The organism is Halopseudomonas salegens (genome assembly GCF_900105655.1).
Lineage (GTDB): Bacteria > Pseudomonadota > Gammaproteobacteria > Pseudomonadales > Pseudomonadaceae > Halopseudomonas > Halopseudomonas salegens.
Genome location: NZ_LT629787.1, coordinates 227,806 through 254,133 on the forward strand (window position 1 = coordinate 227,806; position 26,328 = coordinate 254,133).

At 55.8% G+C, this 26,328-nt stretch carries 23 protein-coding genes, 1 other RNA gene and 3 pseudogenes; 18 read left to right on the forward strand and 9 right to left on the reverse strand.

The window, feature by feature from the left end:
• The first annotated feature begins 74 nt into the window (after positions 1 to 74).
• Both BLU07_RS01000 and BLU07_RS01005 read left to right on the forward strand, forming a co-directional pair.
• On the forward strand, positions 75 to 1,040 hold the full coding sequence (locus tag BLU07_RS01000; protein WP_092383275.1) for a zinc-binding metallopeptidase family protein: 966 nt from the start codon (positions 75 to 77) through the stop codon (positions 1,038 to 1,040).
• Between the two features lie 223 nt (positions 1,041 to 1,263).
• A complete protein-coding gene (locus tag BLU07_RS01005) occupies positions 1,264 to 2,571 on the forward strand; it encodes an ATP-grasp domain-containing protein (protein WP_092383277.1) in 1,308 nt (435 codons plus the stop codon).
• Between the two features lie 42 nt (positions 2,572 to 2,613).
• Here the strand turns inward: BLU07_RS01005 and BLU07_RS01010 are convergent, their stop codons facing one another.
• Positions 2,614 to 4,245, reverse strand: a complete 1,632-nt coding sequence (locus tag BLU07_RS01010) for a methyl-accepting chemotaxis protein (protein WP_172830078.1) — start codon at positions 4,243 to 4,245, stop codon at positions 2,614 to 2,616.
• Positions 4,246 to 4,682: 437 nt separating this feature from the next.
• Here BLU07_RS01010 and BLU07_RS01015 point away from each other — a divergent pair, with 437 nt between their 5' ends.
• The 4 genes and pseudogenes from BLU07_RS01015 to BLU07_RS01030 all read left to right on the forward strand — a co-directional run bounded on the left by BLU07_RS01015 (position 4,683) and on the right by BLU07_RS01030 (position 7,717).
• Positions 4,683 to 5,270 (forward strand): exopolysaccharide biosynthesis protein, encoded by a 588-nt coding sequence (locus tag BLU07_RS01015; RefSeq protein ID WP_092383281.1) that lies wholly within the window; start codon positions 4,683 to 4,685, stop codon positions 5,268 to 5,270.
• A gap of 149 nt (positions 5,271 to 5,419) precedes the next feature.
• Positions 5,420 to 6,097, forward strand: coding sequence for a response regulator transcription factor (locus BLU07_RS01020; RefSeq protein ID WP_092383283.1), 678 nt, complete (start codon positions 5,420 to 5,422; stop codon positions 6,095 to 6,097).
• Positions 6,098 to 6,242: 145 nt separating this feature from the next.
• A complete protein-coding gene (locus BLU07_RS01025; protein ID WP_331457074.1) occupies positions 6,243 to 6,938 on the forward strand; it encodes a sensor histidine kinase in 696 nt (231 codons plus the stop codon).
• A gap of 87 nt (positions 6,939 to 7,025) precedes the next feature.
• Positions 7,026 to 7,717, forward strand: a pseudogene (locus BLU07_RS01030) (class I SAM-dependent methyltransferase).
• Between the two features lie 150 nt (positions 7,718 to 7,867).
• On the opposite strand, the gene BLU07_RS01035 reads toward BLU07_RS01030, so the two are convergent.
• The 6 genes from BLU07_RS01035 to smpB form a co-directional block, all read right to left on the reverse strand.
• Positions 7,868 to 8,743: a hypothetical protein gene (locus BLU07_RS01035; protein ID WP_157719043.1), complete on the reverse strand. Its 876-nt coding sequence runs from the start codon at positions 8,741 to 8,743 to the stop codon at positions 7,868 to 7,870.
• A gap of 201 nt (positions 8,744 to 8,944) precedes the next feature.
• Positions 8,945 to 9,682, reverse strand: coding sequence for a hypothetical protein (locus tag BLU07_RS01040; protein WP_092383287.1), 738 nt, complete (start codon positions 9,680 to 9,682; stop codon positions 8,945 to 8,947).
• Between the two features lie 151 nt (positions 9,683 to 9,833).
• Positions 9,834 to 10,221: a transfer-messenger RNA gene (gene ssrA / locus BLU07_RS01045) on the reverse strand.
• 121 nt (positions 10,222 to 10,342) lie between these two features.
• Entirely contained in the window at positions 10,343 to 10,801 is a 459-nt protein-coding gene (locus BLU07_RS01050; RefSeq protein WP_092383289.1) for a lysozyme inhibitor LprI family protein, read from the reverse strand.
• Between the two features lie 24 nt (positions 10,802 to 10,825).
• On the reverse strand, positions 10,826 to 12,349 hold the full coding sequence (locus BLU07_RS01055; RefSeq protein WP_092383291.1) for a flavin-containing monooxygenase: 1,524 nt from the start codon (positions 12,347 to 12,349) through the stop codon (positions 10,826 to 10,828).
• 221 nt (positions 12,350 to 12,570) lie between these two features.
• A complete protein-coding gene (gene smpB, locus BLU07_RS01060) occupies positions 12,571 to 13,053 on the reverse strand; it encodes an SsrA-binding protein SmpB (protein ID WP_092383293.1) in 483 nt (160 codons plus the stop codon).
• A gap of 220 nt (positions 13,054 to 13,273) precedes the next feature.
• On the opposite strand from smpB, the gene BLU07_RS01065 reads away from it, so the two are divergent.
• Both BLU07_RS01065 and BLU07_RS01070 read left to right on the forward strand, forming a co-directional pair.
• Positions 13,274 to 13,708, forward strand: coding sequence for a type II toxin-antitoxin system RatA family toxin (locus BLU07_RS01065; RefSeq protein ID WP_092383295.1), 435 nt, complete (start codon positions 13,274 to 13,276; stop codon positions 13,706 to 13,708).
• Positions 13,701 to 14,024, forward strand: a complete 324-nt coding sequence (locus BLU07_RS01070; RefSeq protein ID WP_092383297.1) for an RnfH family protein — start codon at positions 13,701 to 13,703, stop codon at positions 14,022 to 14,024. The genes BLU07_RS01065 and BLU07_RS01070 overlap by 8 nt, the downstream gene beginning before the upstream one ends.
• A gap of 63 nt (positions 14,025 to 14,087) precedes the next feature.
• Here the strand turns inward: BLU07_RS01070 and BLU07_RS01075 are convergent.
• Positions 14,088 to 14,456: pseudogene (locus tag BLU07_RS01075) on the reverse strand (outer membrane protein assembly factor BamE); the annotation flags it as partial.
• A gap of 91 nt (positions 14,457 to 14,547) precedes the next feature.
• On the opposite strand from BLU07_RS01075, the gene fur reads away from it, so the two are divergent.
• The 3 genes from fur (at position 14,548) to BLU07_RS17795 (ending at position 16,654) form a co-directional block, all read left to right on the forward strand.
• A complete protein-coding gene (fur, locus tag BLU07_RS01080; RefSeq protein WP_092383301.1) occupies positions 14,548 to 14,955 on the forward strand; it encodes a ferric iron uptake transcriptional regulator in 408 nt (135 codons plus the stop codon).
• A gap of 154 nt (positions 14,956 to 15,109) precedes the next feature.
• Positions 15,110 to 15,973, forward strand: a complete 864-nt coding sequence (rpoH, locus tag BLU07_RS01085) for an RNA polymerase sigma factor RpoH (RefSeq protein ID WP_092383303.1) — start codon at positions 15,110 to 15,112, stop codon at positions 15,971 to 15,973.
• Between the two features lie 90 nt (positions 15,974 to 16,063).
• Complete coding sequence (locus BLU07_RS17795; RefSeq protein WP_231701665.1) at positions 16,064 to 16,654, forward strand: hypothetical protein; 591 nt, start codon at positions 16,064 to 16,066, stop codon at positions 16,652 to 16,654.
• A gap of 33 nt (positions 16,655 to 16,687) precedes the next feature.
• On the opposite strand, the pseudogene mtgA reads toward BLU07_RS17795, so the two are convergent.
• Positions 16,688 to 17,413: pseudogene (gene mtgA, locus BLU07_RS01090) on the reverse strand (monofunctional biosynthetic peptidoglycan transglycosylase); the annotation flags it as partial.
• A gap of 107 nt (positions 17,414 to 17,520) precedes the next feature.
• Between mtgA and BLU07_RS01095 the strand changes: the two are divergent.
• The 7 genes from BLU07_RS01095 to BLU07_RS01125 all read left to right on the forward strand — a co-directional run bounded on the left by BLU07_RS01095 (position 17,521) and on the right by BLU07_RS01125 (position 26,327).
• Positions 17,521 to 17,895: a DUF423 domain-containing protein gene (locus tag BLU07_RS01095; RefSeq protein ID WP_092383305.1), complete on the forward strand. Its 375-nt coding sequence runs from the start codon at positions 17,521 to 17,523 to the stop codon at positions 17,893 to 17,895.
• Between the two features lie 86 nt (positions 17,896 to 17,981).
• Positions 17,982 to 18,182: a sulfur carrier protein ThiS gene (gene thiS, locus BLU07_RS01100; RefSeq protein WP_092383307.1), complete on the forward strand. Its 201-nt coding sequence runs from the start codon at positions 17,982 to 17,984 to the stop codon at positions 18,180 to 18,182.
• Between the two features lie 47 nt (positions 18,183 to 18,229).
• Positions 18,230 to 19,021, forward strand: coding sequence for a thiazole synthase (locus BLU07_RS01105; RefSeq protein ID WP_092383309.1), 792 nt, complete (start codon positions 18,230 to 18,232; stop codon positions 19,019 to 19,021).
• Between the two features lie 221 nt (positions 19,022 to 19,242).
• Complete coding sequence (gene trmB, locus BLU07_RS01110) at positions 19,243 to 19,944, forward strand: tRNA (guanosine(46)-N7)-methyltransferase TrmB (protein ID WP_092383311.1); 702 nt, start codon at positions 19,243 to 19,245, stop codon at positions 19,942 to 19,944.
• Positions 19,945 to 20,145: 201 nt separating this feature from the next.
• A complete protein-coding gene (gene hsdR / locus BLU07_RS01115; RefSeq protein ID WP_092389490.1) occupies positions 20,146 to 22,566 on the forward strand; it encodes an EcoAI/FtnUII family type I restriction enzme subunit R in 2,421 nt (806 codons plus the stop codon).
• A 24-nt stretch (positions 22,567 to 22,590) separates the two neighbouring features.
• The gene (locus BLU07_RS01120) at positions 22,591 to 24,369 is read left to right on the forward strand and encodes a class I SAM-dependent DNA methyltransferase (RefSeq protein WP_092383313.1); all 1,779 of its coding nucleotides are present in this window, start codon (positions 22,591 to 22,593) and stop codon (positions 24,367 to 24,369) included.
• Entirely contained in the window at positions 24,369 to 26,327 is a 1,959-nt protein-coding gene (locus BLU07_RS01125; protein WP_092383315.1) for a restriction endonuclease subunit S, read from the forward strand. The genes BLU07_RS01120 and BLU07_RS01125 overlap by 1 nt, the downstream gene beginning before the upstream one ends.
• Position 26,328: the final 1 nt, after the last annotated feature.

Sequence of the window (26,328 nt, forward strand, 5' to 3'; positions counted from 1 at the left end):
CGAAAGGGTATAGGTTAGTTGTCTACCCGAAAACTATCTGCTGAATAGCGCAGTTAGTCAGGAGCTTTGTTTTTATGTTGGCATTTTCCAATCCGGTGGGTGCCGGAACTCTCTGGTTCCATAATCTGACCACCGCCGAGGGTACCCCGGTAGCCTACGATCCCCAGGCTCGAACCTTCTTGCCCATGCCGCCATTCTGCGCCAATCGCGAGATCATTGGCTGTAACTGGATTGCCCCGGAGGAAGGAGCCTTTTGCCGTGCCTGTGCCATGACGGCACTGGCGCCGGACCCGACGCTTCCCAACGCCATGGAGAACTGGGCCGTGACCGAGGCCGCCAAGCGCTGGGTGCTGGATAATTTCGGTCGCTGGCACTGGTTCCGGCCGGAAGATTCTGGCATGCGGCCCATCTTCCATATGCTTGCCGATGGGCACACGCTGGCCGCCATGGGGCATGGCGATGGCGTGGTAACCATCAGCGTCTCCGAGGCTGACCCGGTGGTGCGGGTTACGCGCAGAGAAGCCCTGTACGAGCCTTACCGGACCATGATCGGGCATATGCGTCATGAGATTGCGCATATGCTGTGGTGGCGGCTGAGCTTGCGGGAGGACTTTCTGCTCGCCTTCCGGGACATGTTTGGTGATGAACGCACCGACTACACGGCTGCGCTGCAAAAACATTTCGATCAGGGCCCACCGCAAGACTGGGAGCTGTTTTACCTGACCTCATACGCCTCATCGCACCCCCATGAAGACTGGGCCGAAACCGCCGCGCATCTGTTGCATCTGACGGATATAACCGACAGTTTCGTGGCCACCGGGCTGACCTCCCCAGAGCTGCCCCGGCACAACTGGGACCCTTACTCAGAGCCTGATTGCGCCTTGCTGATCAATGTTGCGACTGCACTGGCTGCGCGGGTCAATCACATCAACCGATCAATGGGCCTGTCCGACCTTTATCCCTTTGCGCTGTCGGAAACCGCCCATCGCAAGCTGGCCTTTGTACATGGTTGGCTGCGCCGCGGGGCCCTGGGGTTCTGACCGGCTTTTTCCCTTTATCCCATGGTTGGTCTATAGTGGTTTGTAGCCAGATTCCATTTATACCGCAGTTTACTGGCTCGATCATGCAGCCTGGGCGCACTTGAAACAGCCCGGTTGCCAGCTAGCTTATCCCCTCTTGACAATACTGTTTGCGGCTGAGGTCACCTGGTGATGTCAGTCTGGTTTGGGTTTGTGGTGAGGAGACTATTCAGGAGTACGTCGCATGTCGATTACAAGTGAAACTGAATTATCTCAAGAAGTACTGGCCTGGCGTGACGAATCCATGGATTCGGTGAAAGGCACCGAAACCCCCAAGGATCCGAACAAGGGCTATATCGCACTGCTTGGCTGGAGTGTGAATGCCATCAAGGCAGCGCAAAAATTCGATCGCCGTTATATCGTCGTCGCGCCGGATTGGGCTGCGGATTTCTGTACGGCTAACAACATTCCTTTCATCCAGTGGGATTTTATTCGTTTGAATGATCGCTCGCTGGAGATCGCCGAAAAGCTGCTGGCTGAAGGCGTCGATGTCGCCATCCCGCTGTTTGAAGAGACCGTTGAGTGGTCCGGTGCCATCAACTCCGTTTTGCTGAAGAATCCGCGGATGTACGGGCAGTCCATCCTGTTCCGTGACAAGGCGCTGATGAAGCGTCGCGCCCAGCTTGGCGGTATTCGTGTCGGGATTTTCGAAGAAGCCCACGAGAAAGAAGACATCGTCCGCTTTATGAAGCGCGTCAACCAGACCCTGCTCAAGCTGGATGGCGACCCGGATGACCCGATTCACGTCAAAGCCTTCGACAAGGCCGGCTGCCTGGGCCACCGGATGATCCGCAAGATCGAAGAGATCGACAGCATCCCGGCCGAGGAATATCCCCTGCTGATGGAAAGTCACCTGGATGGTTGGGAATTCGCCGTCGAGGCCTGGATTCACGATGGCAAGATCAAGTTCCTCAACATTTCTGAATACGTGACCCTGGGGTACTCGGTATTCGTCCCCGCTACGGCAGAGCTGGAGAGCTGGCGGCCGGCAATCACCAAACAGATCGAGTTGCTGATCAAGACCTTCGACATCCAGTTTGGCCTGATTCACCCCGAGTACTTCGTCACCGCTGACGGTGAAATGTACTTTGGTGAAGTGGCCTATCGTCCGCCGGGGTTCAAGGCGTTTGAGTTGATCGAGCGCGCTTACGGATTCAATGCCTACCAGGCATCCATGCTGGTATTCGACCCGAAAAGCACGAAAGAAGAAGTCGACGCCTTCTTCCCCCGCGAAGTGGAAGATGCCAAGGGCTATGCGGGTTGTTTCGGCGTCTATCCACGCCGCCGTGTGGTCAGCAAACTGGAAATGCCGCCGGAAACGATCGAACATCCCTACTTTGAATCGCACGAACTGGTCGCGCCGGCAGAAGAGACCGTTCCAGACCGGTCAGCCTTTGGCACCCACTGGGGTCTGATCTTCTTCTTCGGCGATGATCCGATCAAGATGCGGGATCTGTTGAAAGCTCAGGAAGATCTGGACTTTTACGTCTAGCGAGAAGCCCGCCACCACCTTCCGGTTGTGGCGGGAATACCGTCAACTGCTGCGAAACTCTGCCGCCATGTCCTGCAACTGTGCCGCCAGACGGGCCAACTCGGCGCTGCCTTCGGCGACATGCTGAGAGCCCGCGTGGTTCTCTTGTGCTATTCCCATAATCGACGACACATTACCGCTGACCTGATCAGCAACAACGGATTGCTGTTCAGCAGCGCTGGCAATCTGGGTACCCATCTCGGTTACCTGATCCAGAGCGGCCGAAATGTCTCTGAGTTGCTCCGCGACTTTTTCCCCAAGAGCCCGTGTGTCCTCGACCTTTTCTCGTCCGGACTGCATGGCAGCCGTTGCCTCCTGGCTTTCCCGCTGCAGCGCACTGATGACTGTGGTGATTTCTTCAGTGGAATCCTGGGTTCGCTTGGCCAAAGACCGGACCTCGTCAGCCACTACCGCAAACCCTCGGCCTTGCTCACCGGCTCTGGCTGCTTCAATCGCCGCATTGAGAGCCAACAGATTGGTCTGGTCGGCAATCGAGGTAATGACCTCTACTACCTGGCGGATGTCTGAACTGCGTTGCGCCAGATTGGCAATGCTGTCAGCGATACGACCAATCTCCTCAGACAGCTCGGCCAGACCCCGGCTGCCGTCCTCGCCGAATTTCCGCCCCGTGTGGCTGAGCGTTTGGGCATTGGTCACCGCTGACTGGGTTTCGGTGGCGCTGCGCGATACGTCGGCAGCCGCAGCGGCCATCTCGTTCATGGCGACAGCTACCTGGTTGGTCTGCTCGGTCTGGGCTTCAATGTTCCTCTTTGTCTGTACGCTCACAGAGGACATTTCCTCTGCCGCTGAGGCGGTTTCTTGAGAGGCGGCGGTCAAGCGTGAAAACACCTTGTCGATCCGGGCGACAACATCGTTAACGCTGAGCGCAACATCCGCAATCTCGTCTTTACCAATGACCGGCACCCTTACCGACAGGTCAGAGTGATGGGCAAGCTCATCCATGGACTTCCGTAACGCTTCCAGCGGCGTTTTGATCGAGCGGTACATCAGCAAGCCATACCCAACCAGGAGCAGCAACATCAAGGCAGTGGTACCGATATAGATGCGGTTGGATTGGGCATACAGTCGGGCCACCTGGTCCCTGGCTACGCCGGCTTCGTCGATCTGCAGGGCGACCAGTTCGGAGATCTTGTCCGTTACCGGATCTATGGCCAGGTACAGCGGTTCGATGCTGCTGTGCAATTCTTGTTCAGCGCTGCCAGGGTAGCGCGACAGCTGCGACAGGGCTGTTTCGATTTCGCGATTGGCCGGGCGAAACAGCGCCTGGGTCTGATCGACAAGGGTGCGCTCTGTGGCCGTTAATTCGGTAGCCAGGTATTCCTGCCAGCGGCTATCAATCAATTGCCGGGCCTGAGTGATCTGCTCGGCAGCCTCGCGGCCACTTACCATGCCGGCATTGGCCTTGTTCACCGCATCAATGACCAATACTGCGTAATTGTCCGAAATGTCTTTCAGATCCTGCAGAGGAACGACGCGGTCGCTATAGATACCGGTGACGCCGGCGTTGATATTCTTGAAAACCAGCAAGCCGTAGAGGGAAAGGCACAGCATTGCGGCCAGGGGAGTAACGATAACGACAATCAGACGATTTTTGATCGACAACAAATTAAGCACAGCAGTGTCTCCACTTGAAGGTAACAAGCAACATTCAAACTACGTGGGATAAAGGGATCTAACGGGTCATTGTCGCCGGGTTATGTTTCAGCGAAACACTGCCAACGGCTTGATCTCAGTAACTCGGTTATTTCGTATCGACATAAAGGCGGGGGACTTTAGCAGATTTTGTCTCAAGGCGTCATACAATCACGGTTGTGTTGCCCTGATATGTTCAGCGCCAGACCTTGCTTGCTGAATGTAATCCGCGTGTCGGGCCATAGCGGCGGGCGCGGCGGCGGGCGCGCTCACAGGCTGAGTCGTGGCAAATACGACTTGCCTGCAGGTTCTCGACGCCGGCCATCGTGAAGGGTTACATTGAACGCTTCTTGACTTGGCCGCCCCGATCCCGGGAATTTACCGCACAAGGCGTTTGATTTGTCTACAGGATTCCTGCGATGAAGCAGCCGTTGCAAAACCTCGAGCAACTGCTTGATCACATCGGTGAGCTGGCGCGTGACAACGATCGGGTATCGATTGCGATGGTCGTAGAGTCGATCGGCAGCCGGTCCTTTGGACCGATGCTGATGCTCATTGGCATGATACTTTTTTCGCCACTGAGCGGCGTGCCGGGCATGTCGATTTTCATGGCAACGGTCGTCTTGCTGGTAGCGGTACAAATGTTGATTGGAAGAAAGCATTTCTGGTTGCCGCAATACATCCTGACTCGCTCGGTCAACAACGCCAAATTACAGAAGGCGCTGGACTGGCTCAGCAAGCCGGCCCGGGTCATAGACCGGGTGCTGAAACCCCGGCTGACATTTCTGGTGCGAAGAACAGGCAGCTACGGAGTAGCCGCGCTTTGCGTCGTGGTGGGGCTGGTCATGCCATTCATGGAACTGGTGCCATTTTCCTCATCGGCCGCCGGACTGTCCTTCCTGGCACTCGGGCTTGCGCTGGTCGTGCGTGACGGGCTGCTGGTACTGTTTGCGCTTGCAGTGCTCGGTACCGCTCTGGCGTTGGTAGGTACTAACCTGCTTGGATAAGGTGAGGAACGCACCTCGATTTTTTGACGACGTCATCGGCACTTGCTTCGCGCTGAGCAAGGCCGGCATCCCAGAGAATCCTCGCTGATATGGCCTTGTGCTGTGATGGTGTCAAGGTACAGGTGTAACGCTGTCAAAGTAGGGGGTATATGCGCATTCTGGTCATTGAAGACAATAAAGATATCCTGGCGAATGTGCTGGATTACCTTGAGCTCAAAGGCTTCTCGGTGGATTGCGCCCAGGACGGTGTGACGGGGTTGCACCGGGCGGTGAGTGCACACTATGACCTGATTGTATTGGATATCATGCTGCCCGGTATGGATGGCTACCAGGTCTGTAAGCGATTGCGTGAAGATGCCGGGTTTGCTACACCGATCATAATGCTGACAGCGCGTGATGCGCTGGATGACCGTCTGCAGGGGCTGCACTCTGGGGCCGATGATTACCTTGTCAAACCCTTTGCATTATCCGAACTGGTTGCACGCATCTATGCGATCTTGCGTCGCAGCCAAGGTAGCTCTGCACAGCAGTTGAGCGTGGCAGACCTGAGCTACGACCTGGATACACTGCAGGTCAGGCGAGCGGGGCAGCTTTTAAAGCTGAATCGCACCGGTCTCAAGCTGCTCGAACTGCTCATGCGGCGAAGCCCTGCGGTATTACGTCGAGAGGTGCTGGAGGAGGGGCTGTGGGGCGAGGAACTGCCACAAAGCGATAGCCTGCGTAGCCAGATCCACCAATTACGCCAAGTGATTGACAAGCCTTTTGCGGCACCTTTGATCCATACCGTGCATGGTGTTGGATACTGTCTTGCCGAGCGAGCGGAATGATGCCTGCGCAACCACTAGCCCGGCGGATTACCATTGCTTTCACGCTTATGACGCTGGTAGTCAGTGGCGTTTTTTCGCTTTCCATTGTTGCTATTGTCCACTTCCTATAGCTCCTCCCCTGGCGCCGGATTACCCCGAAGATGAAGTGGGTTATCTGGCCGCTTCTTTCGACGCCTCATTTGGCCAATTGCGCAGTGCATTGCAGCGTGAGCGTCTGTTTACCAGCGACGTCAGCCATGAATTGCGTACCCCCTTGATGATTATTACCTCTTCGTCCGAGTTGCTGGAGGCGTCAACATTGGCGGCCCGTGAGCGTCGTCAGGTGACCCGGATAAAGCGGGCGGCCGAAGAGATGCGTGGATTAGTCGAAACCTTTCTGTTACTGGCCCGGTCGACCTCGCGCTCTGAGCGTCTTACAGGCAGCGCAAGCCTGTTACAGAGAGCTCAATGGCAATTTGAACAGTGGCAAGCCGCCTTTGATGACAAGGGACTCGACTTTCAGTTGCTGCTCGAGGATGACGATGAAGGCGAGTATCACCCCGGTCTGCTCAGTACGATCGTATCCAATTTGTTGCGCAATGCGTTGCACTACACGAACGAGGGAGAGGTACGGCTTGTGCTGACAACTCACGGGTTCCGGGTTGAAGACTCCGGGCAGGGTGTGCCCGGCGCACAGCAATCAGATATTTTTCAGCCTTTTTTCCGCGGCAGCGAGGCACGGGGTGAAGGTTTTGGGTTGGGCCTGTCTTTGGTCAAGCGCATTTGTGAGTTGCAGGGTTGGGACGTGCAGATGTATTCGCTGACCCCCGAAGGAAGTTGTTTCGAAGTGCGACTAAAATAGGTATCCAACGGTTTTTTCACATCTTTTTGACGCAGCATTGATCCGCGGGCTCTTAGTCTGGTGGCAACTTTTCAGAGGATTGTTGCCATGTCAGAAAACAACACGATTGAACTCGATTTTTCCAGTAAATACGACCAGCAACATGCTCAGCAATACCTCGTGAAGCATCAGGACGGTTTAGCCCGCCGACTTTCAAACTGGCGCGACATGCAATTGGCCCGCAAGGCGTTGAAAGACGCGGGAGAACCTGGCCTGGTTCTTGACCTGCCCTGTGGAGCTGGTCGCTTCAGGCCCGTTCTGGCTGAAGCACCCCAACGTACGATTCTGGCCGCTGATTATTCCAGTGACATGCTTGAGACGGCGCGTAACGCACAGCCACCCGAGCTGGTTGCCAGAGTTAAGATGTTCCAGACCTCCGCTTTTGACATTGACCTCGGTGACAACGCTGTGGACAGCATTTTCTGCATGCGGCTCATACATCACGTGGCATCCGCAGAGCATCGTCTGGCCTTGCTGCGCGAGTGCGCGCGCGTCACCCGAGATACATTGATCATTTCCCTGTGGGTTGATGGCAACTTCAAAGCCTGGAAACGTCGTCGGCTGGAAGCACATCGCTCTGCCCATGGGCGTCCGGGCCAGAATCAGAATCGTTTTGTTGTGGCGCGAAGCGCTATTGAAGCAGAATTTCGCGAGGCGGGTTTTTCGCTGGTAAACCGGCATGATTTTTGCCTGGTTATGCCATGTGGCGCGTCTATGTACTGCGAAAAAACGCGGTGTGATTCCGACCGGTCCCATAACTGCCGTCAGAACGGGTTGTTAACACCATAATCCACGAAGGCTGCTCAGGTGCGTGCATGGATTGTGGGGCAATTTCACTTCAGTGAAGTCCATATGAACTTCACTGAAGTCAGGCTGATAACCAGGCGTTCTTAGGTACCTGATGCCGGGGCTGGACCGCCCGAACCTTGCGGGGGCGTTTGATTCGTGCCACTCGAGGATGTGTTTGACGGGAACTGTCTGCCAACGGCATAAATAGCTGTGCCGGCGAATTCCATGAAACTTTCAAACTCGGAATCAGCATAGATATTGCCAGTGCTCAGATCCACTGACATAGTGGTGACCCTGCCATCAGCCTCGCCACCAAGCCGTTCATGCAAGACTTTTTTGGTGCTCTCGTTTACTTGATAATACTTTGTGGCTCCATCGATGTTTCTCATTATTGCTTCAGACGCAGTGGAAACAACCGGGTTGTTCTGAAACCCGTGAAGGGAAAACATCTGGCCGGGGTTGACGGTAAATGTCTTGCCGGTTGCGGCGTGGGTAATGATCAGTTGGCCGCTGGTACACACCATATTGCCTGCCGTGTCGATTGCCCAGGACGTACCCGCTACCTTCAGGGTTGCAACGTCGGTAGCAAAACTGAAGTCTGCGCCTTCTCTAAGGCCGAGCAGAGACATGGTATAAAAACCTGAGACCGCTTCAAAATGACCACCGAGCACCTCGCCGGCTTCGGACACCTTGTACGAGGTCATTTTCAGCCGCGCATTCTTGCCAAGGTTAATGTTGTTCGTCTCGTCGCCGGTGAGGATTACTTTGGCAAAGGAGTCATCACCGGTTGTCAGTTCATCCCCTTCGAATACCAGGTCGCCAACTGCCAGGGTTATCGTTTCCCCATCGCGAATCGCCTTCATTTGTCCGGTTTGAATGGCGACGATGCCAATGGGACCAGCGGCCTCGTCAGCGTGAGCAGGCGAAACGCCGACTATGATTGCAATCATGCAAAGACTTAAGAAAAAGTTGCGCATTAGCCTGATTATCCAATTGGTTGGTTTTTAGTCTGTGTGTGAGGCACTAGATCGCAAAAGGTCGCAGAGTTTACTGCAATCTGACGTGCGCTTTCAGTATAGAGGCGGGGGCATGCCTGTCAACGTGATTGCCTTTCAAGTCATGCAGCCGGCGTGGGGCCACACAATCGACTCCAATCTGGTGCACTGGTTTCATTCTGTTTATCTGAGGTCATACCGGTTTGCTTGTGCGCATGCATGTGAACTCTGATTGATCTCGCATTGCCTTTGCCAGTGTTGACGCATCCTTGCCTTATGCTGCCTGCACTGTGTTGACCCTTCTTTGAATAGTCCGCAGCTGGCCCTTGTCTCCTCTACCACGGTTACATAAGGTTGTGCGCGCTGGGCAGTGCTTTGCTGAGAAGCTTCAGGGCCCGGCATGCTGATTGTGTTTACTGTCCCTGATGGTCGATAGTTCGCATCATTGAATACTGTTTGTCTTTCAGCGCTGTTTTCTGCGGTGTCATCAATCCACTCTATTTCAGCTACTGGATCAGGCTTGCAGTTTTGTTGCCTGATAACCTTGCCCAGTTCGGACTCGCTATCCTTGTAGGCCTCACACAACCCCCATTCGGTACTCTGGCTAAGCATCTCGTTCACTTGTTCCAGGTAAATATCCTTTGCAGCCTCGGCGGCTTCTCCAATATTCATGCTCTGGTCTGTTGCCAGTACGGGTGCTGACTCTTGATTCAGGTTCGCTGTGGGCTGTGTTAGCTGTTGCTCGTGATACTCCGCCCATCCGTTCCTGTCGGCCATATAAATAACGCCACCTATCACGCTGACGGCCAGTAGTATTGAGACACCTATGGGGCTTTTCTTCTTTCGACTTCGCACCCTGGTGGGTGCGTCGTCAATGCATGGTTTCAGGCTTTCCATTTGTCGCTTTATATTCTCATCCATGTCCGTTCCTTCGGGCGTACCAGCGCCTGGCTATTGCTGAATATAGTGGAACAAAGCTGACGGATATGGAAGGTTTGGTCTCTCCTCAAATTCCGGGCACAAAAAACCCCGACAATCACCAGGATTGTCAGGGCTTTTCGTCTTGCTTGTTTGGTGGAGCCGGGGGGATTTGAACCCCCGTCCGCCAGTCCGCCACTATCGGTTCTACATGCTTAGCCGTCTCAATTAAGTTAACTCCGCACCGCCCGAGAGGCAGGGTGTTTGGAGCGAGTTACGTGATGTTTAGTCGCTTCGTCCGTAACATACTAGGCGACGATCCTGTTCTATATGACAATCACTTCGAGTTTACAGGCATCCTCTAATGATTGCTGGAGCCGAAGCTACCAGAAGTGCGACTAGGCTGCTTACGCAGCTAGTTGAGCACCATAATTGTCGTCATTGGCAATTATATAGGTTTGCAACAGTGGATTTACGAGTTCTGTTACCAACTCGGCATGCCCCTCAAGCTTTGTAACCGTCGTCGAATCCTAATCGGCCCCAAGTCTTGCTGGTCTGTTACTAGGACAGCATTCTACGTGAGTGGTTCCACGGTTGCCAGTTGCTTTCGCGGCTGGCGGTGATTCTGTCCCTGAAATCTATCTGTGGGCGAACCGACGGATTTCAAGGGCTGGTATCGCAGGGCAGGGGGGCTTGCGGTGTGTGTTCGGCCAGAAAGCTGACCTGATCGCGGTAGTCCAGGGTCAGTTGCAGGCGGCAGGCCTGGCTGTTGTCGTACATGGTGGTGTTGTCGGCCATGGCGCGGTACAGGCCGCACTGGTTGGTGCGGTAGCTCTGCCATTGCTGCTGGGCGATCATGGCCTGCAGCTTGACTGCCGGGCACTGGTTGTCCAGCAGCGTGGCCTGGCGGGTCTGGGCCAGGTGCTCGAGTTGTTCGGTCTGTTCGCCGAGGCAATCACCGGTTGTTGCGTCCTTGCCCTGGGTGTCGGGGTGCTGTTGGCAGTAGGTCAGTATGTCTGTGAAGCTGGCGCTGGCCAGGTCGGGTGCGGAGCTACCCAGCGCAGAGGCGCTGAGTAGCAGGCTGGTAACGAGCAAGACTGCGTTGCGGCGAGTAATCGACATGCCGGGTTCCCTGGGCTGGATGGGTCAGGCGCTTTCGCCAACGGCCGCTGCCTTGTGGGCAGCTTTGTCTGGCACCGGGTAAAAGCGTAGTACACCATCGTCGATTGGGCTTTTGCGCATCACCTTACGGTCTTGCAGGTAATTCTGATAGACCTGCCAGGGTACGCGGTCGCCCTGCTTGGGCAATACCCTTGAGGCTCGCTGCACATAACCGGAGGTGAAGCTGAGGAAGGGCTCTTCGGCCACGTCAGGGTCACGCTCGGGGATGGCGACTGCCAGCTGGTTGGCATCCATATGGCGCAGCAGGCGGCAGACATAGTCAGCGGTAAGGTCGGCCTTCAGCGTCCAGGAGGAATTGACGTAACCGAAGGCCATGGCGCAGTTGGGTACACCGCTGAGCATCATGCCCTTGTAGGCCATGGTGTCGGCCGGGTTGACCGCTTTGCCGTCTACCTGCACCTGAATGTCGCCGAGCATATTCAGTTTGAGCCCGGTGGCAACGACGATCAGGTCGGCAGGCAGGGTGTTGCCACTCTTCAGTTGCACGCCATCGGCAGTAAAGCGTTCGATATGGTCGGTGACCACACTGGCACGCCCCTGGCGGATGTCCTTGAACAGATCGCCATCCGGAGCGACGCAGATGCGCTGGTCCCAGGGGTTGTAGTCCGGGGTGAAGTGTCTGGTATCCACATCCGGCCCCAATTCGTCCGATGCCATCTGAATCAGGCGCTTTTTGAACATTGCCGGGCGGCGCTTGGCCAGGCGGAAATAGAAAATGCCGAGCAGGATGTGCTTCCATCGCGTCAGGCTGTGCGCGACGCCGGCGGGCATGAACCGCTGCATTGTCAGGGCCATCTTGTCGCGCAGCGGGCGATTGACCACATAGGTCGGCGAGCGTTGCAGCATGGTGACATGCGCAGCCTCTTTGGCCATCGCCGGGATCAGGGTAATGGCGGTGGCACCGCTGCCGATGACCACGACCCGCTGGTTGCGGTAATCGAGGTCTTCCGGCCAGAACTGCGGATGCACAATCCGGCCCTTGAAGCTCTCTTCCTGCGGAAAATCGGGGCGATAGGCTTCCTCGTAACTGTAGTAACCGCTGCACAGGTACAGAAAGCGCCCACGCAGGGTGCTGTGTTGCGCGTTGCCGGCGCTGTCCGTATGCGCGACCTCCAGGGTCCAGCAAGCCTGTTCACTGGACCAGTCGGCCTTGATCACGCGGTGGCCGAGGCGAATGTGGTCACGAACGTGGTACTGGTCGGCGGTTTCGTTGATATAGGCGCGAATGTCCGGGCCGTCGGCGATGGCCTTGTCGTTGGTCCAGGGCTTGAAGTCGTAGCTCAGGGTGTACATGTCCGAATCGGAACGGATGCCCGGGTAGCGGAACAGATCCCAGGTGCCGCCGATGGCGTCGCGTGCTTCCAGAATGGTGAAGCTTTTATCCGGGCATTGCTGCTTCAGCCGAACGGCTGCGCCAATGCCGGACAGGCCAGCGCCAACGATGATGACATCCAGCAGGGTGTCCGGTTGCGGTTCGTGTGCACTCATGGGTAATGCTCATTCTTGTTATTGAGTAATTACTCTAAACTAAAACGCGCGTTTGAGTTTGGCAAGGGCTATCAGGATAAATGATAGGCAAAAAAAAGCCCCGCAAAGTGCGGGGCAAGTTGTGCGTGCTTTGAACCTCAGGACGGGCAGGTGGAGCTTTCCTGCCCGGTTACAAACTATGACTGGGGTAAAAAAGGAAAGTTCAGCGAATTTGGAAAAATTTATCGATTACTGTCGCGAACGATGCGCTGCTTCTCGCGATTCCAGTCCCGCTCTTTCAGCGTCTGACGCTTGTCGAAGTCTTTTTTACCGCGGACCAGAGCGATCTCGCATTTGACCAGGTGCTTTTTCCAGTACAAGGCCAGCGGTACACAGCTGAAGCCTTTTTGTTGCACACCGCCAAGCAATTTATCCAGCTCGCGGGCTTTCAGCAGCAATTTGCGCGTGCGCGTCGGGTCGGCAATCACATGGGTGCTGGCCGTGGTCAGCGGGCTGATGTGGGCACCGAGCAGGAAGGCTTCGCCGTCCTTGAGCAGAACGTAACTGTCGATCAGCTGGGCTTTGCCCGCGCGCAGGCTTTTCACTTCCCAGCCGGTCAGGGCAATGCCCGCCTCGAAGCGTTCTTCAACGAAATAATCGTGTTTGGCCTTCTTGTTCAGCGCGATGGTGCCGCTGTTGGCCTGGGATTTGGTTTGCTTGCTCATAGGCCGCGCATTATAGGCAGTTCGGAACCGTTCGGCTATGGCTGTGGTGCAAGGCTTGTCCTGTATGAGCAAAATCTGCACAATGCCCGGCGTTTCAAGCCTGACGGGGTGGCCCTCAAGTAGCCGCCGCTGTCCCCGATGGCGCTGGTGCTGTTACGCTATCAGGCTCCTGCGGGACTTTTGCTGCTTGTCCTCGCCGAATTTATCAAGTGAAACTGGCATGACTCATATTCAGCGCTCTGCGCTCTTACCCTATGCCGCGCCGCGGTTGTTTGAACTGGTCAACCGGGTGGAACATTATCCCGAGTTCCTGCCGTGGTGTTCTGCAGCCCGGGTGCTGGAAGAAAGCCCGGAGCACATGCATGCCAGCCTGACCGTGGCCAAGGCGGGGATGACGCAAAGCTTCACCACCCGCAACAGCCTGGTACCCGGCCAACGCATCGAGATGCGCCTGGAGCACGGGCCATTCAAGGAATTGCACGGGGTGTGGGAGTTCAAGGCATTGGGCGACAGTGCCTGCAAGATCAGCCTGGATCTGCATTTCAGTTATTCCGGTCCGGTGGTCAAGGCGACCCTCGGGCCTCTGTTCAATCAGGCGGCCAACACCATGGTGGAAGCCTTTTGTCTGCGCGCCAAGGAGGTTTACGGTGGCTGAACGCACGCTGGCCATTGAAGTGGCCTACGCCCTGCCGCACAAACAGAAAATTCTCGGTTTTACCGTGCCCGAAGGTACCAGTGTGCGCGAGGCTGTCCGCCTGTCGGGGATCGACGCGCACTTCCCCGAGCTACAGCTGGATGAGTGCCCGGTGGGGATTTTCGGCAAAGCGGTACCCAAGCCGGATGAGCGCGCGGTGAACAGTGGTGAGCGAATCGAGATTTACCGGCCCCTGATAGCGGACCCGAAAGAAGTGCGCAAACAGCGCGCTGCCAAGGCCAAAGCCAAGGCAGCAGAAGAGAAAACAGCGGAGTAGGCGGCTTTACTCGCCGGTGCCCAGCGGAGCACCCAGATCGGTATCGGTCGAGTCTTGCTGCGGCGCAGCATTGCCCATAATGGCTTCGTCACGGCTGGTACCCGGCGTGAAATCGCCGCTCAGCGCAACCAGGCGATCATCTTCAAACACCAGGCTGATACGTTCCTGCACCCGTTCCCGGTGGCCCGGCGTCATGCTGTAGAGATAATCCCAACGGTTTTCATGGAAGGTGTCGGTGATCAGCGGGGTGCCCATGATAAAGCGCACCTGGCTGGTGGTCATGCCCGGGCGCAGCTGGTCTACCATGTCCTGGGTTACCACGTTGCCTTGCTGGATATCCAGCTTGTAGACACCGGGAAAGCCACAACCGGCAAGCAGCAGAGTGCCGGCACATACAAAGATACAGAGGAATCGGTTCAGGCAGTTTGGCATCGCGTGGTAACATCCACTATCTTGATGAATTGAATGATCCGAATCATACCCGACTGATCCCGCCCTGCGAAGCATAGAACGAGAATCTGCCATGGTTGAAAATAGCGAACTGCGAAAAGCCGGCCTCAAGGTCACCCTGCCGCGTGTCAAGATTCTGCAGATGTTGGACCATGCAGAAGAGCGCCACATGAGCGCTGAAGATGTCTACAAGGCACTGATGGAAGCCGGCGATGACGTTGGCCTGGCCACCGTTTACCGGGTCTTGACCCAGTTTGAAACCGCCGGCCTGGTCGTGCGCCACAACTTTGATGGCGGCCACGCCGTGTTCGAATTGGCCGACGGCGACCATCACGACCACATGGTCTGCGTCGATACCGGCGAGGTCATTGAATTTTTTGACCCGGCCATCGAGAAGCGGCAAAAGGAAATCGTCGAAGAGCACGGCTACGAGCTGGTTGACCATAACCTGGTGCTGTACGTAAAGAAAAAAGGCGCCTGAGCCCCTTGCCTGCAGCCGCCTGGCGCGGGTCGTTTTTCTGCCTGACACACCTTGAATGGGAGTGTTTTCGGTGGGCTGCAAGCGAACTTTTGCCCCCATTCACAGTCCTAGAAGGCAGTGATACACTTGGACGTCATTTTTGGGGAGTTCGCGCATGAGTACTGCGTTACAACCGATACATAGTCTGGTGCCCGGCGGCAATCTGGAGGCGTATGTCCAGACCGTGAGCGCTATTCCGATCCTCAGTGTCGATGAAGAGCGCGAACTCGCCGATCGCCTGTATTACCACGAAGATGTCGAAGCGGCCCGCCAACTGGTCATGTCGCACCTGCGCTTTGTCGTGCATATTGCCCGCAGCTATTCCGGTTATGGCCTGGCCCAGTCCGATCTGGTGCAGGAAGGCAACGTTGGCCTGATGAAGGCAGTCAAACGCTTCAACCCGGAAATGGGTGTGCGTCTGGTGTCCTTTGCCGTGCACTGGATCCGCGCCGAGATTCACGAATTCATCCTGCGCAACTGGCGCATCGTCAAGGTCGCTACCACCAAGGCCCAGCGCAAGCTGTTCTTCAACCTGCGCAGCGCCAAGAAAAAGCTCGCCTGGCTGAACCATGACGAAGTGGAAGCCGTTGCCGCTGATCTGGGTGTGGCCACCCGCGAAGTGCGCGAGATGGAAAGCCGGCTCTACGGCCATGACCTGGGCTTTGATGCCGGCGCCGATGATGACGACGACGCCAGCTATGCCCCGGTGCACTATCTGGAAGACAAGCGTTATGACCCGTCAAGCATGCTGGAATCAGCCGACTGGTCCGACAATTCCACCGGGCATCTGCAGGCCGGCCTGTCCGGGCTGGATGAACGCAGCCGGGATATTCTCTATCAGCGCTGGCTGGCTGAAGAGAAAGCCACCCTGCACGAACTGGCGGCCAAGTACCAGGTGTCGGCGGAACGTATCCGCCAGCTGGAAAAGAACGCCATGAACAAATTGAAGAAGAACCTGGAAACCGAGATGACGTTCTGACGGCATCTCCCGGTTATCCACCAAGGGCAGCTGCGTGCTGCCCTTTTTGTTGCCCACTGGGTTACTACAAAGTCAGTTATCGGAGATGACATGAATCGTTCGCTCGGCTTCCCATTGGTCACCGTCCTCAGTCTGGTGGCCGTGGCCTTCTTTGCCCTGGGCTATTACTTCTCCCGTGGCGAAGCAGCCGACCCGCTGCAGTGGCATGAGGAATACGAAGTCAGCCTGTGGCAACCACTGCGCGAACAGCAGCTGCTGCTGGGCGATGTCAGCCGGGTACTCGGGCCGGGGCAGTTATGGATGATCAGTGCCGAGGGCGAGCCAGCGCTGGTCAGCCGTTACCGTCTGGAGACCGACGGCCAGAGCTGGCGCGCGCAGGCCACGGTGCAGTTGGCTGCCGAACGGATGGACAGCCTGGTCGCAGCGCAGGACTGGCAGCCGGATATGTATGATCAGCCACTGTCGAACGAAGTAGCGCAGGCATTGAAAGACTACCCGATTATCCGCATGAGCATGCAGCCGGCAGAACCGATCGACGTCAACCAGGTACAGAGCTCATTCGGCAACCCGGACATGCGCCTGGAAATCGCCGGCGGCGAAACCTGGATCTATCAGGCCTCTGGCGCGGTAGTGGCGGTCAGTGATGAAGAGGCGCACTCGGTTATGTTCGGGCTGCGTTGAATCGCTGAGCCACCCACGCACGTCGGGCAGTCGCAACCAGTCCGGGCGTGACCACTCACGGCCTTTTTCCATCTGCCGCAAATAATGCGGGCCGCCCAACTGGTTCATCTGCTGTTGAATCCATTGCGCCCGCTGCTGCACATGCGCCGGCGGTTGTGCCGCACTCCAGTTGCGCGGGCTGGGTAATACCGCCGCCAAGGTGGACGCCTGCCGGGTAGACAGGTAGCTGGCGCCGATACCGAAATGCTTTTGCGCCGCCGCTTGAACTCCAAACACACCGTCGTCCCACTCGGCAACGTTCAGGTAAACCTCCAGAATGCGCTGCTTCGGCCAGAGCAGCTCGATCCAGATCGTGTACCAGGTTTCCAGACCCTTGCGCAGCCAACTGCGCCCGGACCAGAGAAACACATTCTTCGCCGTCTGCTGGCTGATGGTGCTGGCGCCACGCAGGCTGCCACCTTCGCGATTGTGCTCCAGCGCCATGCGGATCGCCCGCAGGTCAAAACCGTGATGGTCGGCAAAGTGCTGGTCTTCGGCAGCAATCACCGCCATTTTCATGCTGTCCGGAATTTCCCGGTAGGGCCGCCACTGCTGTTGCAGGGTAATCGGCGTGCCCTCACTGCGCGCCTGAATCCAGCGCTCGACCATCATCATTGAGCCGGGCAGGGGCACCCAGCGAAAGGCGATCACCGGCAAGATGCTGATAACCATCAGAATCAGCAGCCACTTGAAGATTTTGCCCAGAGCTTTTTTCAGTATTCTTGTCACGCATCGGGCTCCCGAAGAGTTGCCTGGCCACCGTGCGCAGCTTAGAGTGCTGGCCGGGGTGCATTGCTGCGGCCCAGTATAAACCGGAGGTTTTCCCCATGGCCAAGTGGTTCCTGTTGTTATCAGCAATAAGTGGCTTTACCGCCGTCGCTTTTGGCGCCTTTGCCGCCCATGGCCTGCGCGGGCAGCTGCCGGCCAATCTGCTGGCCGCCTTCCAGACCGGCGTGCAATACCAGTTCTGGCACACCGGCGCACTGATCGGTGTCGCCCTGCTGTTGCTGCAATGGTCGCACAGCCGCCTGTTCAAGGCCGCCGGCATCGGCTATATCACCGGCATCCTGCTGTTTTCCGGCAGCCTCTACCTGATGGCACTGAGCGGCATCACCGCGCTGGGCATTATCACTCCCTTCGGCGGCGTCAGTTTTCTCATCGCCTGGCTGCTATTCGGCCTGGGTGTGTGGCGGCAACTGTAAACAGCCGCTCTGCACCCTTGCAGGCTCGGAAAAGCCGGCGCATCGCGGTATCATAGCCAGCTGATCCACCTCTTATCGAGTGCCCCATGCAGATTCAACTCAATGGCGAAGCCTATGACCTGGAACGCCCGGTCACCCTGGCCGAACTGCTGGAACGGCTGGAGCTGGCCGGCAAGCGACTGGCCATCGAACACAATCTGGATATCGTACCGCGCAGCCAATACGCCGAGACCACCCTGCAAGCGGGTGACCGGGTAGAGATTGTGCACGCCATCGGCGGTGGTTAAACAGCGCCCCTGCCGGCATCGGCAATTACCTGACTGCGGGAGACAGCATGACTGATATGTCGCAAGACGCCTTCGAGATCGCCGGCGTTCGTTACAATTCGCGTTTGCTGGTCGGCACCGGCAAATACAAGGGCCTGGCCGAAACCGGCGCCGCGATTGAAGCCTCCGGCGCCGAGATCGTCACCGTCGCCATTCGCCGTACCAACATCGGCCAGAACCCTGGCGAGCCCAACCTGCTCGACGTGATCCCGCCGGACCGTTACACCATCCTGCCCAACACCGCCGGCTGCTATACCGCCGACGACGCCGTACGCACCTGTAAACTGGCGCGCGAACTGCTGGATGGCCACAAACTGGTCAAACTGGAAGTGCTCGCCGACCAGAAAACCCTGTTCCCCAACGTGGTGGAAACCCTCAAGGCCGCCGAAGTCCTGATCAAAGACGGCTTCGACGTCATGGTCTACACCAGTGACGACCCGATCATTGCCCGCGAACTGGCCGCCATGGGCTGTGTTGCCGTGATGCCGCTGGCCGGGCTGATCGGTTCCGGCATGGGCATCTGCAATCCCTGGAACCTGCGCATCATCCTGGAAGAAGCCACCGTCCCGGTACTGGTGGATGCCGGCGTCGGCACCGCCTCGGATGCCACCATTGCCATGGAACTGGGCTGCGCCGGCGTACTGATGAACACTGCCATCGCCCACGCCCAGCAACCGGTACTCATGGCCGAAGCCATGAAGCACGCCATACTCGCCGGCCGCGCCGCCTACCTGGCTGGCCGTATGCCACGCAAACTCTACGCCAGCGCGTCGTCGCCGCTGGATGGCACTATTACCTGAGAACGCGCTTACGAACTGCTGCGCGTCGGCACTACTGCGTTAAAAACAGGCTCGGCATGCTCATTTACTCGTTGTAAACTCCGCTGCCTCGCCTGCTTATGTGACCCACATGGATGTGGGAAATGCCGAAAGCCCGAAGGGAACGGGCTTGGCCCTTGTATTGCTCTAGCTCGCGAGCTCGTAAACACGTTCTACGAACTCTTTATTTTTGAGGCTTATCGATGACTGACCAGCCCGCCGCCCCGGAACACCGCCGCAGTATCCGCAGCTTCGTCATGCGCGCCGGGCGCATGACCGAAGGCCAGCAGAAAGGCATGGATCAGGGCTGGCCGCGCTTCGGCCTCAGCCTCAAGGATGGCCAACTGGATCTGGACAGCGTGTTCGGCCGCCAGGCCCCGTGCAACCTGGAAATCGGCTTCGGCATGGGCAACTCCCTGCTGGAAATGGCCCAGACCGCCCCGGAACAGGACTTTATCGGCATCGAAGTCCACCGCCCCGGCGTCGGCGCACTGCTGAACAACGTCCTCAAAGCCGGCATCACCAACCTCCGCGTGTACGACTGCGACGCAATTGAAGTGCTCGACAAAGCCATCCCCGACGCCAGTCTCGATCGCCTGATGCTGTTCTTCCCCGACCCCTGGCACAAGAAAAAGCACCACAAGCGCCGCATCGTGCAGCCAGACTTTGTGCAAAAAGTCCGGCAGAAACTCAAACCCGGCGGCATCTTCCACATGGCCACCGACTGGCAGCACTACGCCGAATACATGTTGGAAATCATGCAAGCGGCCCCCGGCTACCGCAACCTGGCTGAAGACAACACCTACGTCCCCCGCCCGGAAGAACGGCCAATCACCAAGTTTGAGAAGCGTGGTGAGCGGCTAGGGCATGGGGTGTGGGATTTGAAGTTTGAGCGGGTGGGGTGAGGGTGATTTGATTCTATAAAATACATTGAGCGATAACGATTGATCGCTAATTGAATAGATTTAGCGCTCCATTTTATGGTGACTTTGGCGTGTCTTCGAAAAACCTTGATTGCTTGATTTCTTGGGTGTGTCTGTTGTCAATCAACATTGAGTGAGTGATAGTTGTGCCTTCGAGGGATCTATTAATCAGGGTTGCGTATTTTGGATAAGAGGCAACTATCAGAGCGGGATATCTGCACCAAGTTCATCATGCCTGCTATACAGCAGGCAGGTTGGGAACAGCATCAGTTCCGCGAGGAGGTGAGGCTCACTGATGGTCGAGTCATGGTTCGGGGCAAGCTGGCTGCACGGATCAAGAATCCTGAAGCCAAAGGTGGCCCCAAGCGTGCTGATTTTGTCCTCTACGCCAGACCTAATATCCCGATTGCTGTCGTTGAGGCCAAACAGGCTAAATTCTCTGTGGGTCACGGTATGCAGCAGGCGCTGACCTATGCTGAAATGCTGGATGCTCCATTTGCTATCAGCAGCAATGGTGAAGGCTTCTTGCTTCATGATCGTACCGGACTCACCCAGCCCGTCGAGCGAGTGCTGCAGCTCAGCGAGTTTCCTCCACTGGAGGATCTTTGGTCTCTTTACCAAGAGTGGAAAGGCCTGACCGCCCCCGAATCTGTCAAGCTGATTGAACAACCTTTTTATACAGACGCCACTGGCCGTGCGCCGCGTTATTACCAGCGCGTAGCAATCAACCGGGCTGTTGAAGCGATAGCTAGAGGGCAGGAACGAGTTTTGCTGGTCATGGCCACAGGTACGGGCAAAACTTACACTGCGTTCCAGGTTATCTGGCGTATGTGGAAGGCCAAAGCCAAGAAGCGCATTTTGTTTCTTGCTGACCGCAACATCCTTGTCGATCAAACCATGCAACAGGACTTCGCTCCTTTTGGCGAAGTCATGCACAAGGTTTCCAATCGCGAAATCAAAAGAAACTACGAAATTTACTTGGCCTTGTATCAGGCCGTCACCGGTAAGGAAGAGTGGAAACAGATTTATCGGCAGTTCCCCGCAGATTTTTTTGATCTTATCGTTATTGACGAGTGTCATCGTGGCAGTGCTGCCGATGACTCGGCCTGGCGGGAGGTACTTGATTATTTCAACAGTGCCACTCACTTGGGGCTCACGGCAACGCCAAGAGAAACCAAGGAAGTCAGTAATATCACGTACTTTGGCGATCCGGTTTACACCTACTCGTTAAAGCAGGGCATTGAGGACGGTTTCCTTGCCCCTTACAAAGTGATACGCATAGCTACTGACGTTGATGCCGTCGGCTATACGCCCGAAAAAGGCAAGGTCGATAAACTTGGTCAAGCGATTGAACAGCGTCAATACAATACCAAGGATTTCGACCGAAACCTGGTATTGGAACAGCGTACCAAGCTTGTTGCCACCAAGGTGTGGGAGTACCTCAAGGCTGTTGATCCGATGGCAAAAACCATCGTCTTTTGTGACGATCAGGATCACGCTGAACGGATGCGTCAAGAGCTGGTAAAGCTGATCCCTGCAGCCGCAAGTAACCTCCGCTATGTTATGCGCATCACCGGGGACGACAACGAAGGTAAGGCCCAGCTCTCTTACTTCATTGACAATGACGAGCCGTATCCGGTCATAGCTACTACCTCTAAGTTATTGACCACAGGGGTTGATGCCAAAACCTGCAAGCTGATTGTGCTGGATCAGAATATCAACTCCATGACGGAGTTTAAGCAAATCATAGGCCGTGGTACCCGCCTGCGTGAGGATTATCAAAAGCTGTACTTCACCATTATGGATTTCAAGGGCGCCACCCGTCTTTTCGCAGATCCGGATTTTGATGGTGAACCAGTAGTGATTTACGAACCCAAACCTGGCGAACCGGTAGTGCCGCCAGATGATCTTGAGCCACCGACTACAGGCGAACCTGAACCGACGCCATATGGGCCCGGTACTAGCGGTGAAGGAGCTGATGACGATGCAAACGGGGGGGAAGGAGGGCAGGGACGCACCAAGTATGTGGTTGACGACGTCAACGTGCGTGTTGCCGTTGAGCGTTCTCAATACTTGGATGCTGATGGCAAGCTCATCACCGAGGATTACCGAGTTCTTCTCAAGGACGATATAAAAAAAGCCCTTCAGGCAGAGTTCGGCAGCCTTACCGACTTTTTGCGCCGTTGGAACAGCGCCGAGCGTAAGCAGGCAGTGCTGGAGGGACTGGCCGAACAGGGCGTGCCTATTGAGATATTGCAGCAAGCCGTGGCCAATGGCAGCGAGCTGGATGTTTTCGATCTTGTCGCTCATGTAGCTTTCGACCAAAAGCCTCTGACTCGCCGCGAGCGTGCCAACAACGTCAAGAAACGAGACGTTTTCGGCAAATATGGAGATCAGGCCCGCGCAGTACTGGAGGCCCTGCTCGACAAGTTTGCGGACCACGGCGTGCAAGACATTGAAGACGCCAAGGTATTGGAGCTGCCGCCATTTGATCAGTTCGGCAGTAAAACCCAGATCCGTCGCGGCATCTTTGGCAGTCTTGAACAATACACTCAAGCGATACAAGAGCTTGAAAAAGCCTTGTACGACGATAAAAGCGCCTGAACTTAGTTATCTATAGGACATTTCATGAATCTCAGCAGTACCATCAAGTCCATCCAGGACATCATGCGCAAGGACGACGGCGTAGACGGTGATGCCCAGCGCCTCGGCCAGCTGACCTGGATGTTGTTTCTCAAGGTTTTCGATCAGCGTGAAGAAGAATGGGAAGACGACAACAAGCAGTATAAATCGCCGTTGCCTGAGCGCTACCGTTGGCGTAACTGGGCGGCGTACATCGTGGATGCGGATGGCAAAAAGAAGCCACAGATCGCCGGCAGCGAACTGATTGCTTTCGTTAATAATAAGCTATTCCCCGCCCTTAAAGATCATATTGATGCTAGTCAGAGCCCCCAGCACGCGGTAGTACAAAGTGTCTTCGCAGATGCCAACAATTACATGAAATCTGGCCCGCAAATGCTGGCTGTGATCGAAAAGCTGGAAGATGCCATCAACTTCCACGACTTCAAGACCCGTGCCAGCCTGGGTGACGTGTATGAACAGATGCTCAACGATTTGCGAGGCGCAGGCAATGCAGGCGAGTTTTATACTCCGCGCGCCATTACTGCCTTCATGGTTGCACAGGTTAATCCCAGCCTTAAAATGCGCGAAAGAGTACTTGACCCAGCCTGTGGTACCGGAGGGTTTTTGACGGCTGCGATTGATCATTTTCGCAAACAGATCACCACCAAATCTAGCACTAAAGACGAACGTGCTCTCGAGGAGCTTATTCAAGGTTTCGAGAAGAAGCAGCTACCGCATTTGTTGTGCACCACCAATATGCTGCTACATGGCATTGACGTACCTAGCCAGATCCGCCACGAAAACACCTTGGGCAAGGGATGGAATGAATGGAACGCCAACCATAAAGTTGAGTGTCTTATCACTAATCCGCCTTTTGGCGGATATGAGGACGACACCGTTGGGGGCGACTACCCGGCCGACCTGCGTACCCGCGAGACCGCCGACATGTTCATGGCGCTCATCGTCAAAAAGCTCTTGAAAGAGAACGGCCGCGCTGCCGTGGTGCTGCCCGATGGCTTCTTGTTTGGCGATGGCATCAAAGGCACGCTGAAAAAATTGCTGCTGCGCGACTGCAAGCTGCACACCATCATCCGCCTACCTAAGGGGGTATTTGCGCCGTACACCACCATTAAGACCAACCTGCTGTTCTTCACCAAGGGCAGCACGGTGGATGATGGCACTGAACACTTCCACACCGATACCATCTGGTTTTACGAGCACCCCTATCCGCCTGGCTACAAGAGCTATTCCAAAACCAAGCCCATCCGGCTGGAAGAATTCAAACCCGAGCAAGACTGGTGGGGTAGTGAGGCTAACGACTTTACCGAGCGCGTGGAAAACGAATTCGCCTGGAAGGTAGATTTCAAAACCAAGCGCGAACAGGCCGAAGCTGCCGCACGACCGCAATGGCAACGCGCTGAAGATCTGAACAACCAAGCTTCCGCACTGGAAAGCGAAGCGGGCGACTTACGCAAGAGCTTGGTAGGCACCACTGATGCTGCCTATCGTGAAAAGATCGACGCCCAGATCGCAGAGTTACGCGCCAAAGCCGAACCACTGCGCCTGCAAGCGCGCGACGCACAGGTGGCGGGCGATCGCCTCTACTGGCCGATCTTTAATCTCGACATTAAAAACCCCAACGCGCCAGAAGAAGAAACCCACGATCCGGATCTGCTGCTGGAAAAGTATAAAAAGTTGTTGGGCGAAATTGAAGAAACCGAAAACCAGCTTAAAAGCGAACTGGCCGCAGCGCTGGCGCATCACTTTGTGAGTGAGGCCGACTGATGGAAGCGCAGCAGTTTTTGGCGGAATTTGGGCATATTGCCAATGCGCCAAGTGGAATCGATCGTTTAAGGGATATGGTCCTAGACTTGGCTGTTCAAGGTCGCTTGGCTCTTTCGAGCGAAAGCAAGGAATCGACGTTAGGTTTGCTTGATGAAATTGGGCGCTGGAGGGCCAGTCAAACTCAATCAAAAAAAGGACGTCGTGCAAAATTCGAAGTGCCGATCTCAGATCTAGATAAGCCATTTTCAATTCCAGAGCATTGGGTCTGGGTGCGCAATTCCGACATATTTAGCTTAACCAAAGGCAAGAATCCCAAAGATCTGGGTCCAGAAGGAAAGTACCCGTACTTAGATATTGAAGCTCTTGATCGTGGAAATATCCAAAGATACACAAATGACGAGCAAGCTCCCCGCTCATCAAAAGCCGATATTTTGGTGGTCTGCGATGGCTCGCGAAGTGGTCTTGTCTTAGATGGGAACGATGGTGTCATTGGTTCAACTTTAGCAAGAGTTGATACTCTCCCTACGATTCAACATTTCGTGAAATTGCTCTTCCTGCACGGCTATCGACGGTTTAATGCGGAAAAGAAAGGAGCGGCCATTCCTCACTTGGATACAGCACGTTTACTTGCTAGGCCCTGTGGATTGCCTCCGATAAGTGATCAGGAAAGCATCGTCGCCAAAGTCGATGAGCTGATGGCCTTGTGCGACAAGCTTGAATCGCAGCAGCAGGCCCGCCGCAAACTGCAAAACGCGCTGCGCAAGTCCACCTTGCAAGCCGTTGCAAGTAGCCAAAGACCGCATGAACTGCAAACCACCTGGGCGCGCCTGGCCGATAACTTCGGGCAGCTGTTTCATGCCCCTGAGGATGTCGTCGCGTTCAAGGGATTGATTCTTGATTTGGCGGTGTCTGGCGAATTATTGAACACCGAACATCGCCACACCGCTAGTGGAGCCGACTTGCTCCGTGCCATTGCAAAGAAACGTATCGAATGGTCAATAGAGTCAGAGGGGCAGGAGCAAAAAGAAGCTTTGGCGATGCTAAAAAAGCTCCGCTCACAACAAATGACTATTCCCGACGCAGTATTGCCAGAACATTGGGCATGGGCATCACTGCTACAGGTTTCGCAAGCCGTTGTTGATTGTCACAACAAGACCGCGCCATACGTCAGCGAAGGCATTCACCTCATTCGAACAACTGACATTCGTAATGGCAGAATGGATTTGTCCAGAACGAGGAAGATTTCAGAAGAAACATATGCCTACTGGGCAAGGCGTATGCCACCAAAAAGCGGCGACATATTCTTTACGCGCGAGGCTCCGATGGGTGAGGCAGCGATTGTTCCTGATGGAGAAAAGGTATGTCTCGGACAGCGCTCGATGCTGATCCGACTCTTTCCTGATCTATTTAGTAATCGCTTTCTTCTGTACGTAATTCAGAGCCGGAGTTTTCAAACGCGAATGATCGAAGCAGCCATTGGCATGACAGTCAAGCATTTGCGGGTCGGTGGCGTGGAAGATCTCGTTGTTCCGGTTCCACCCATGGCAGAGCAAGATCAAATTGTTGCCATCGTTGATGCGCTTTTCCGTATGTGTGAGCACTACGAGGATCAGCTCTCTCGAAAGCGGCGCATCGCAACCAATTTTGCAGCTAGCGCCGTGTCCAGCCTCACAGGCATCGCCATCGAAGAAGAAGAGGAACCCATGAAAGCTCCGCAAACCCAGTTAATCGCCCCGCTGAGTTTGGGCACGGCGCCTGATATTAAAGCTCAAGCACCGCTGGCCACCATTCTGGCCCGGCACAATGGCGAGATGGACGCCAAGGATTTGTGGCAGCGCTTTGGTGGCGAAATCGATACCTTTTATGCGCAGCTGAAAACCGAGGTGGCCCGCGGCTGGATTCTGGAGCCGACTCCTGCCGAAATGCGTGAAAAGCCAGCCGATACGGTGAACGTCTGAT

Coding starts and splice junctions, on each gene's coding strand:
- rpoH (WP_092383303.1), top strand. CDS start 15,110: ATGAGTACTGCGTTACAACCGATACATAGTCTGGTGCCCGGCGGCAAT.
- BLU07_RS01015 (WP_092383281.1), top strand. CDS start 4,683: ATGAAGCAGCCGTTGCAAAACCTCGAGCAACTGCTTGATCACATCGGT.
- thiS (WP_092383307.1), top strand. CDS start 17,982: ATGCAGATTCAACTCAATGGCGAAGCCTATGACCTGGAACGCCCGGTC.
- BLU07_RS01065 (WP_092383295.1), top strand. CDS start 13,274: ATGACTCATATTCAGCGCTCTGCGCTCTTACCCTATGCCGCGCCGCGG.
- smpB (WP_092383293.1), bottom strand. CDS start 13,053: ATGAGCAAGCAAACCAAATCCCAGGCCAACAGCGGCACCATCGCGCTG.
- BLU07_RS17795 (WP_231701665.1), top strand. CDS start 16,064: ATGAATCGTTCGCTCGGCTTCCCATTGGTCACCGTCCTCAGTCTGGTG.
- BLU07_RS01005 (WP_092383277.1), top strand. CDS start 1,264: ATGTCGATTACAAGTGAAACTGAATTATCTCAAGAAGTACTGGCCTGG.
- BLU07_RS01000 (WP_092383275.1), top strand. CDS start 75: ATGTTGGCATTTTCCAATCCGGTGGGTGCCGGAACTCTCTGGTTCCAT.
- BLU07_RS01035 (WP_157719043.1), bottom strand. CDS start 8,743: ATGCGCAACTTTTTCTTAAGTCTTTGCATGATTGCAATCATAGTCGGC.
- BLU07_RS01125 (WP_092383315.1), top strand. CDS start 24,369: ATGGAAGCGCAGCAGTTTTTGGCGGAATTTGGGCATATTGCCAATGCG.
- fur (WP_092383301.1), top strand. CDS start 14,548: ATGGTTGAAAATAGCGAACTGCGAAAAGCCGGCCTCAAGGTCACCCTG.
- BLU07_RS01020 (WP_092383283.1), top strand. CDS start 5,420: ATGCGCATTCTGGTCATTGAAGACAATAAAGATATCCTGGCGAATGTG.
- BLU07_RS01050 (WP_092383289.1), bottom strand. CDS start 10,801: ATGTCGATTACTCGCCGCAACGCAGTCTTGCTCGTTACCAGCCTGCTA.
- BLU07_RS01120 (WP_092383313.1), top strand. CDS start 22,591: ATGAATCTCAGCAGTACCATCAAGTCCATCCAGGACATCATGCGCAAG.
- trmB (WP_092383311.1), top strand. CDS start 19,243: ATGACTGACCAGCCCGCCGCCCCGGAACACCGCCGCAGTATCCGCAGC.
- BLU07_RS01040 (WP_092383287.1), bottom strand. CDS start 9,682: ATGGATGAGAATATAAAGCGACAAATGGAAAGCCTGAAACCATGCATT.
- BLU07_RS01105 (WP_092383309.1), top strand. CDS start 18,230: ATGACTGATATGTCGCAAGACGCCTTCGAGATCGCCGGCGTTCGTTAC.
- BLU07_RS01095 (WP_092383305.1), top strand. CDS start 17,521: ATGGCCAAGTGGTTCCTGTTGTTATCAGCAATAAGTGGCTTTACCGCC.
- BLU07_RS01055 (WP_092383291.1), bottom strand. CDS start 12,349: ATGAGTGCACACGAACCGCAACCGGACACCCTGCTGGATGTCATCATC.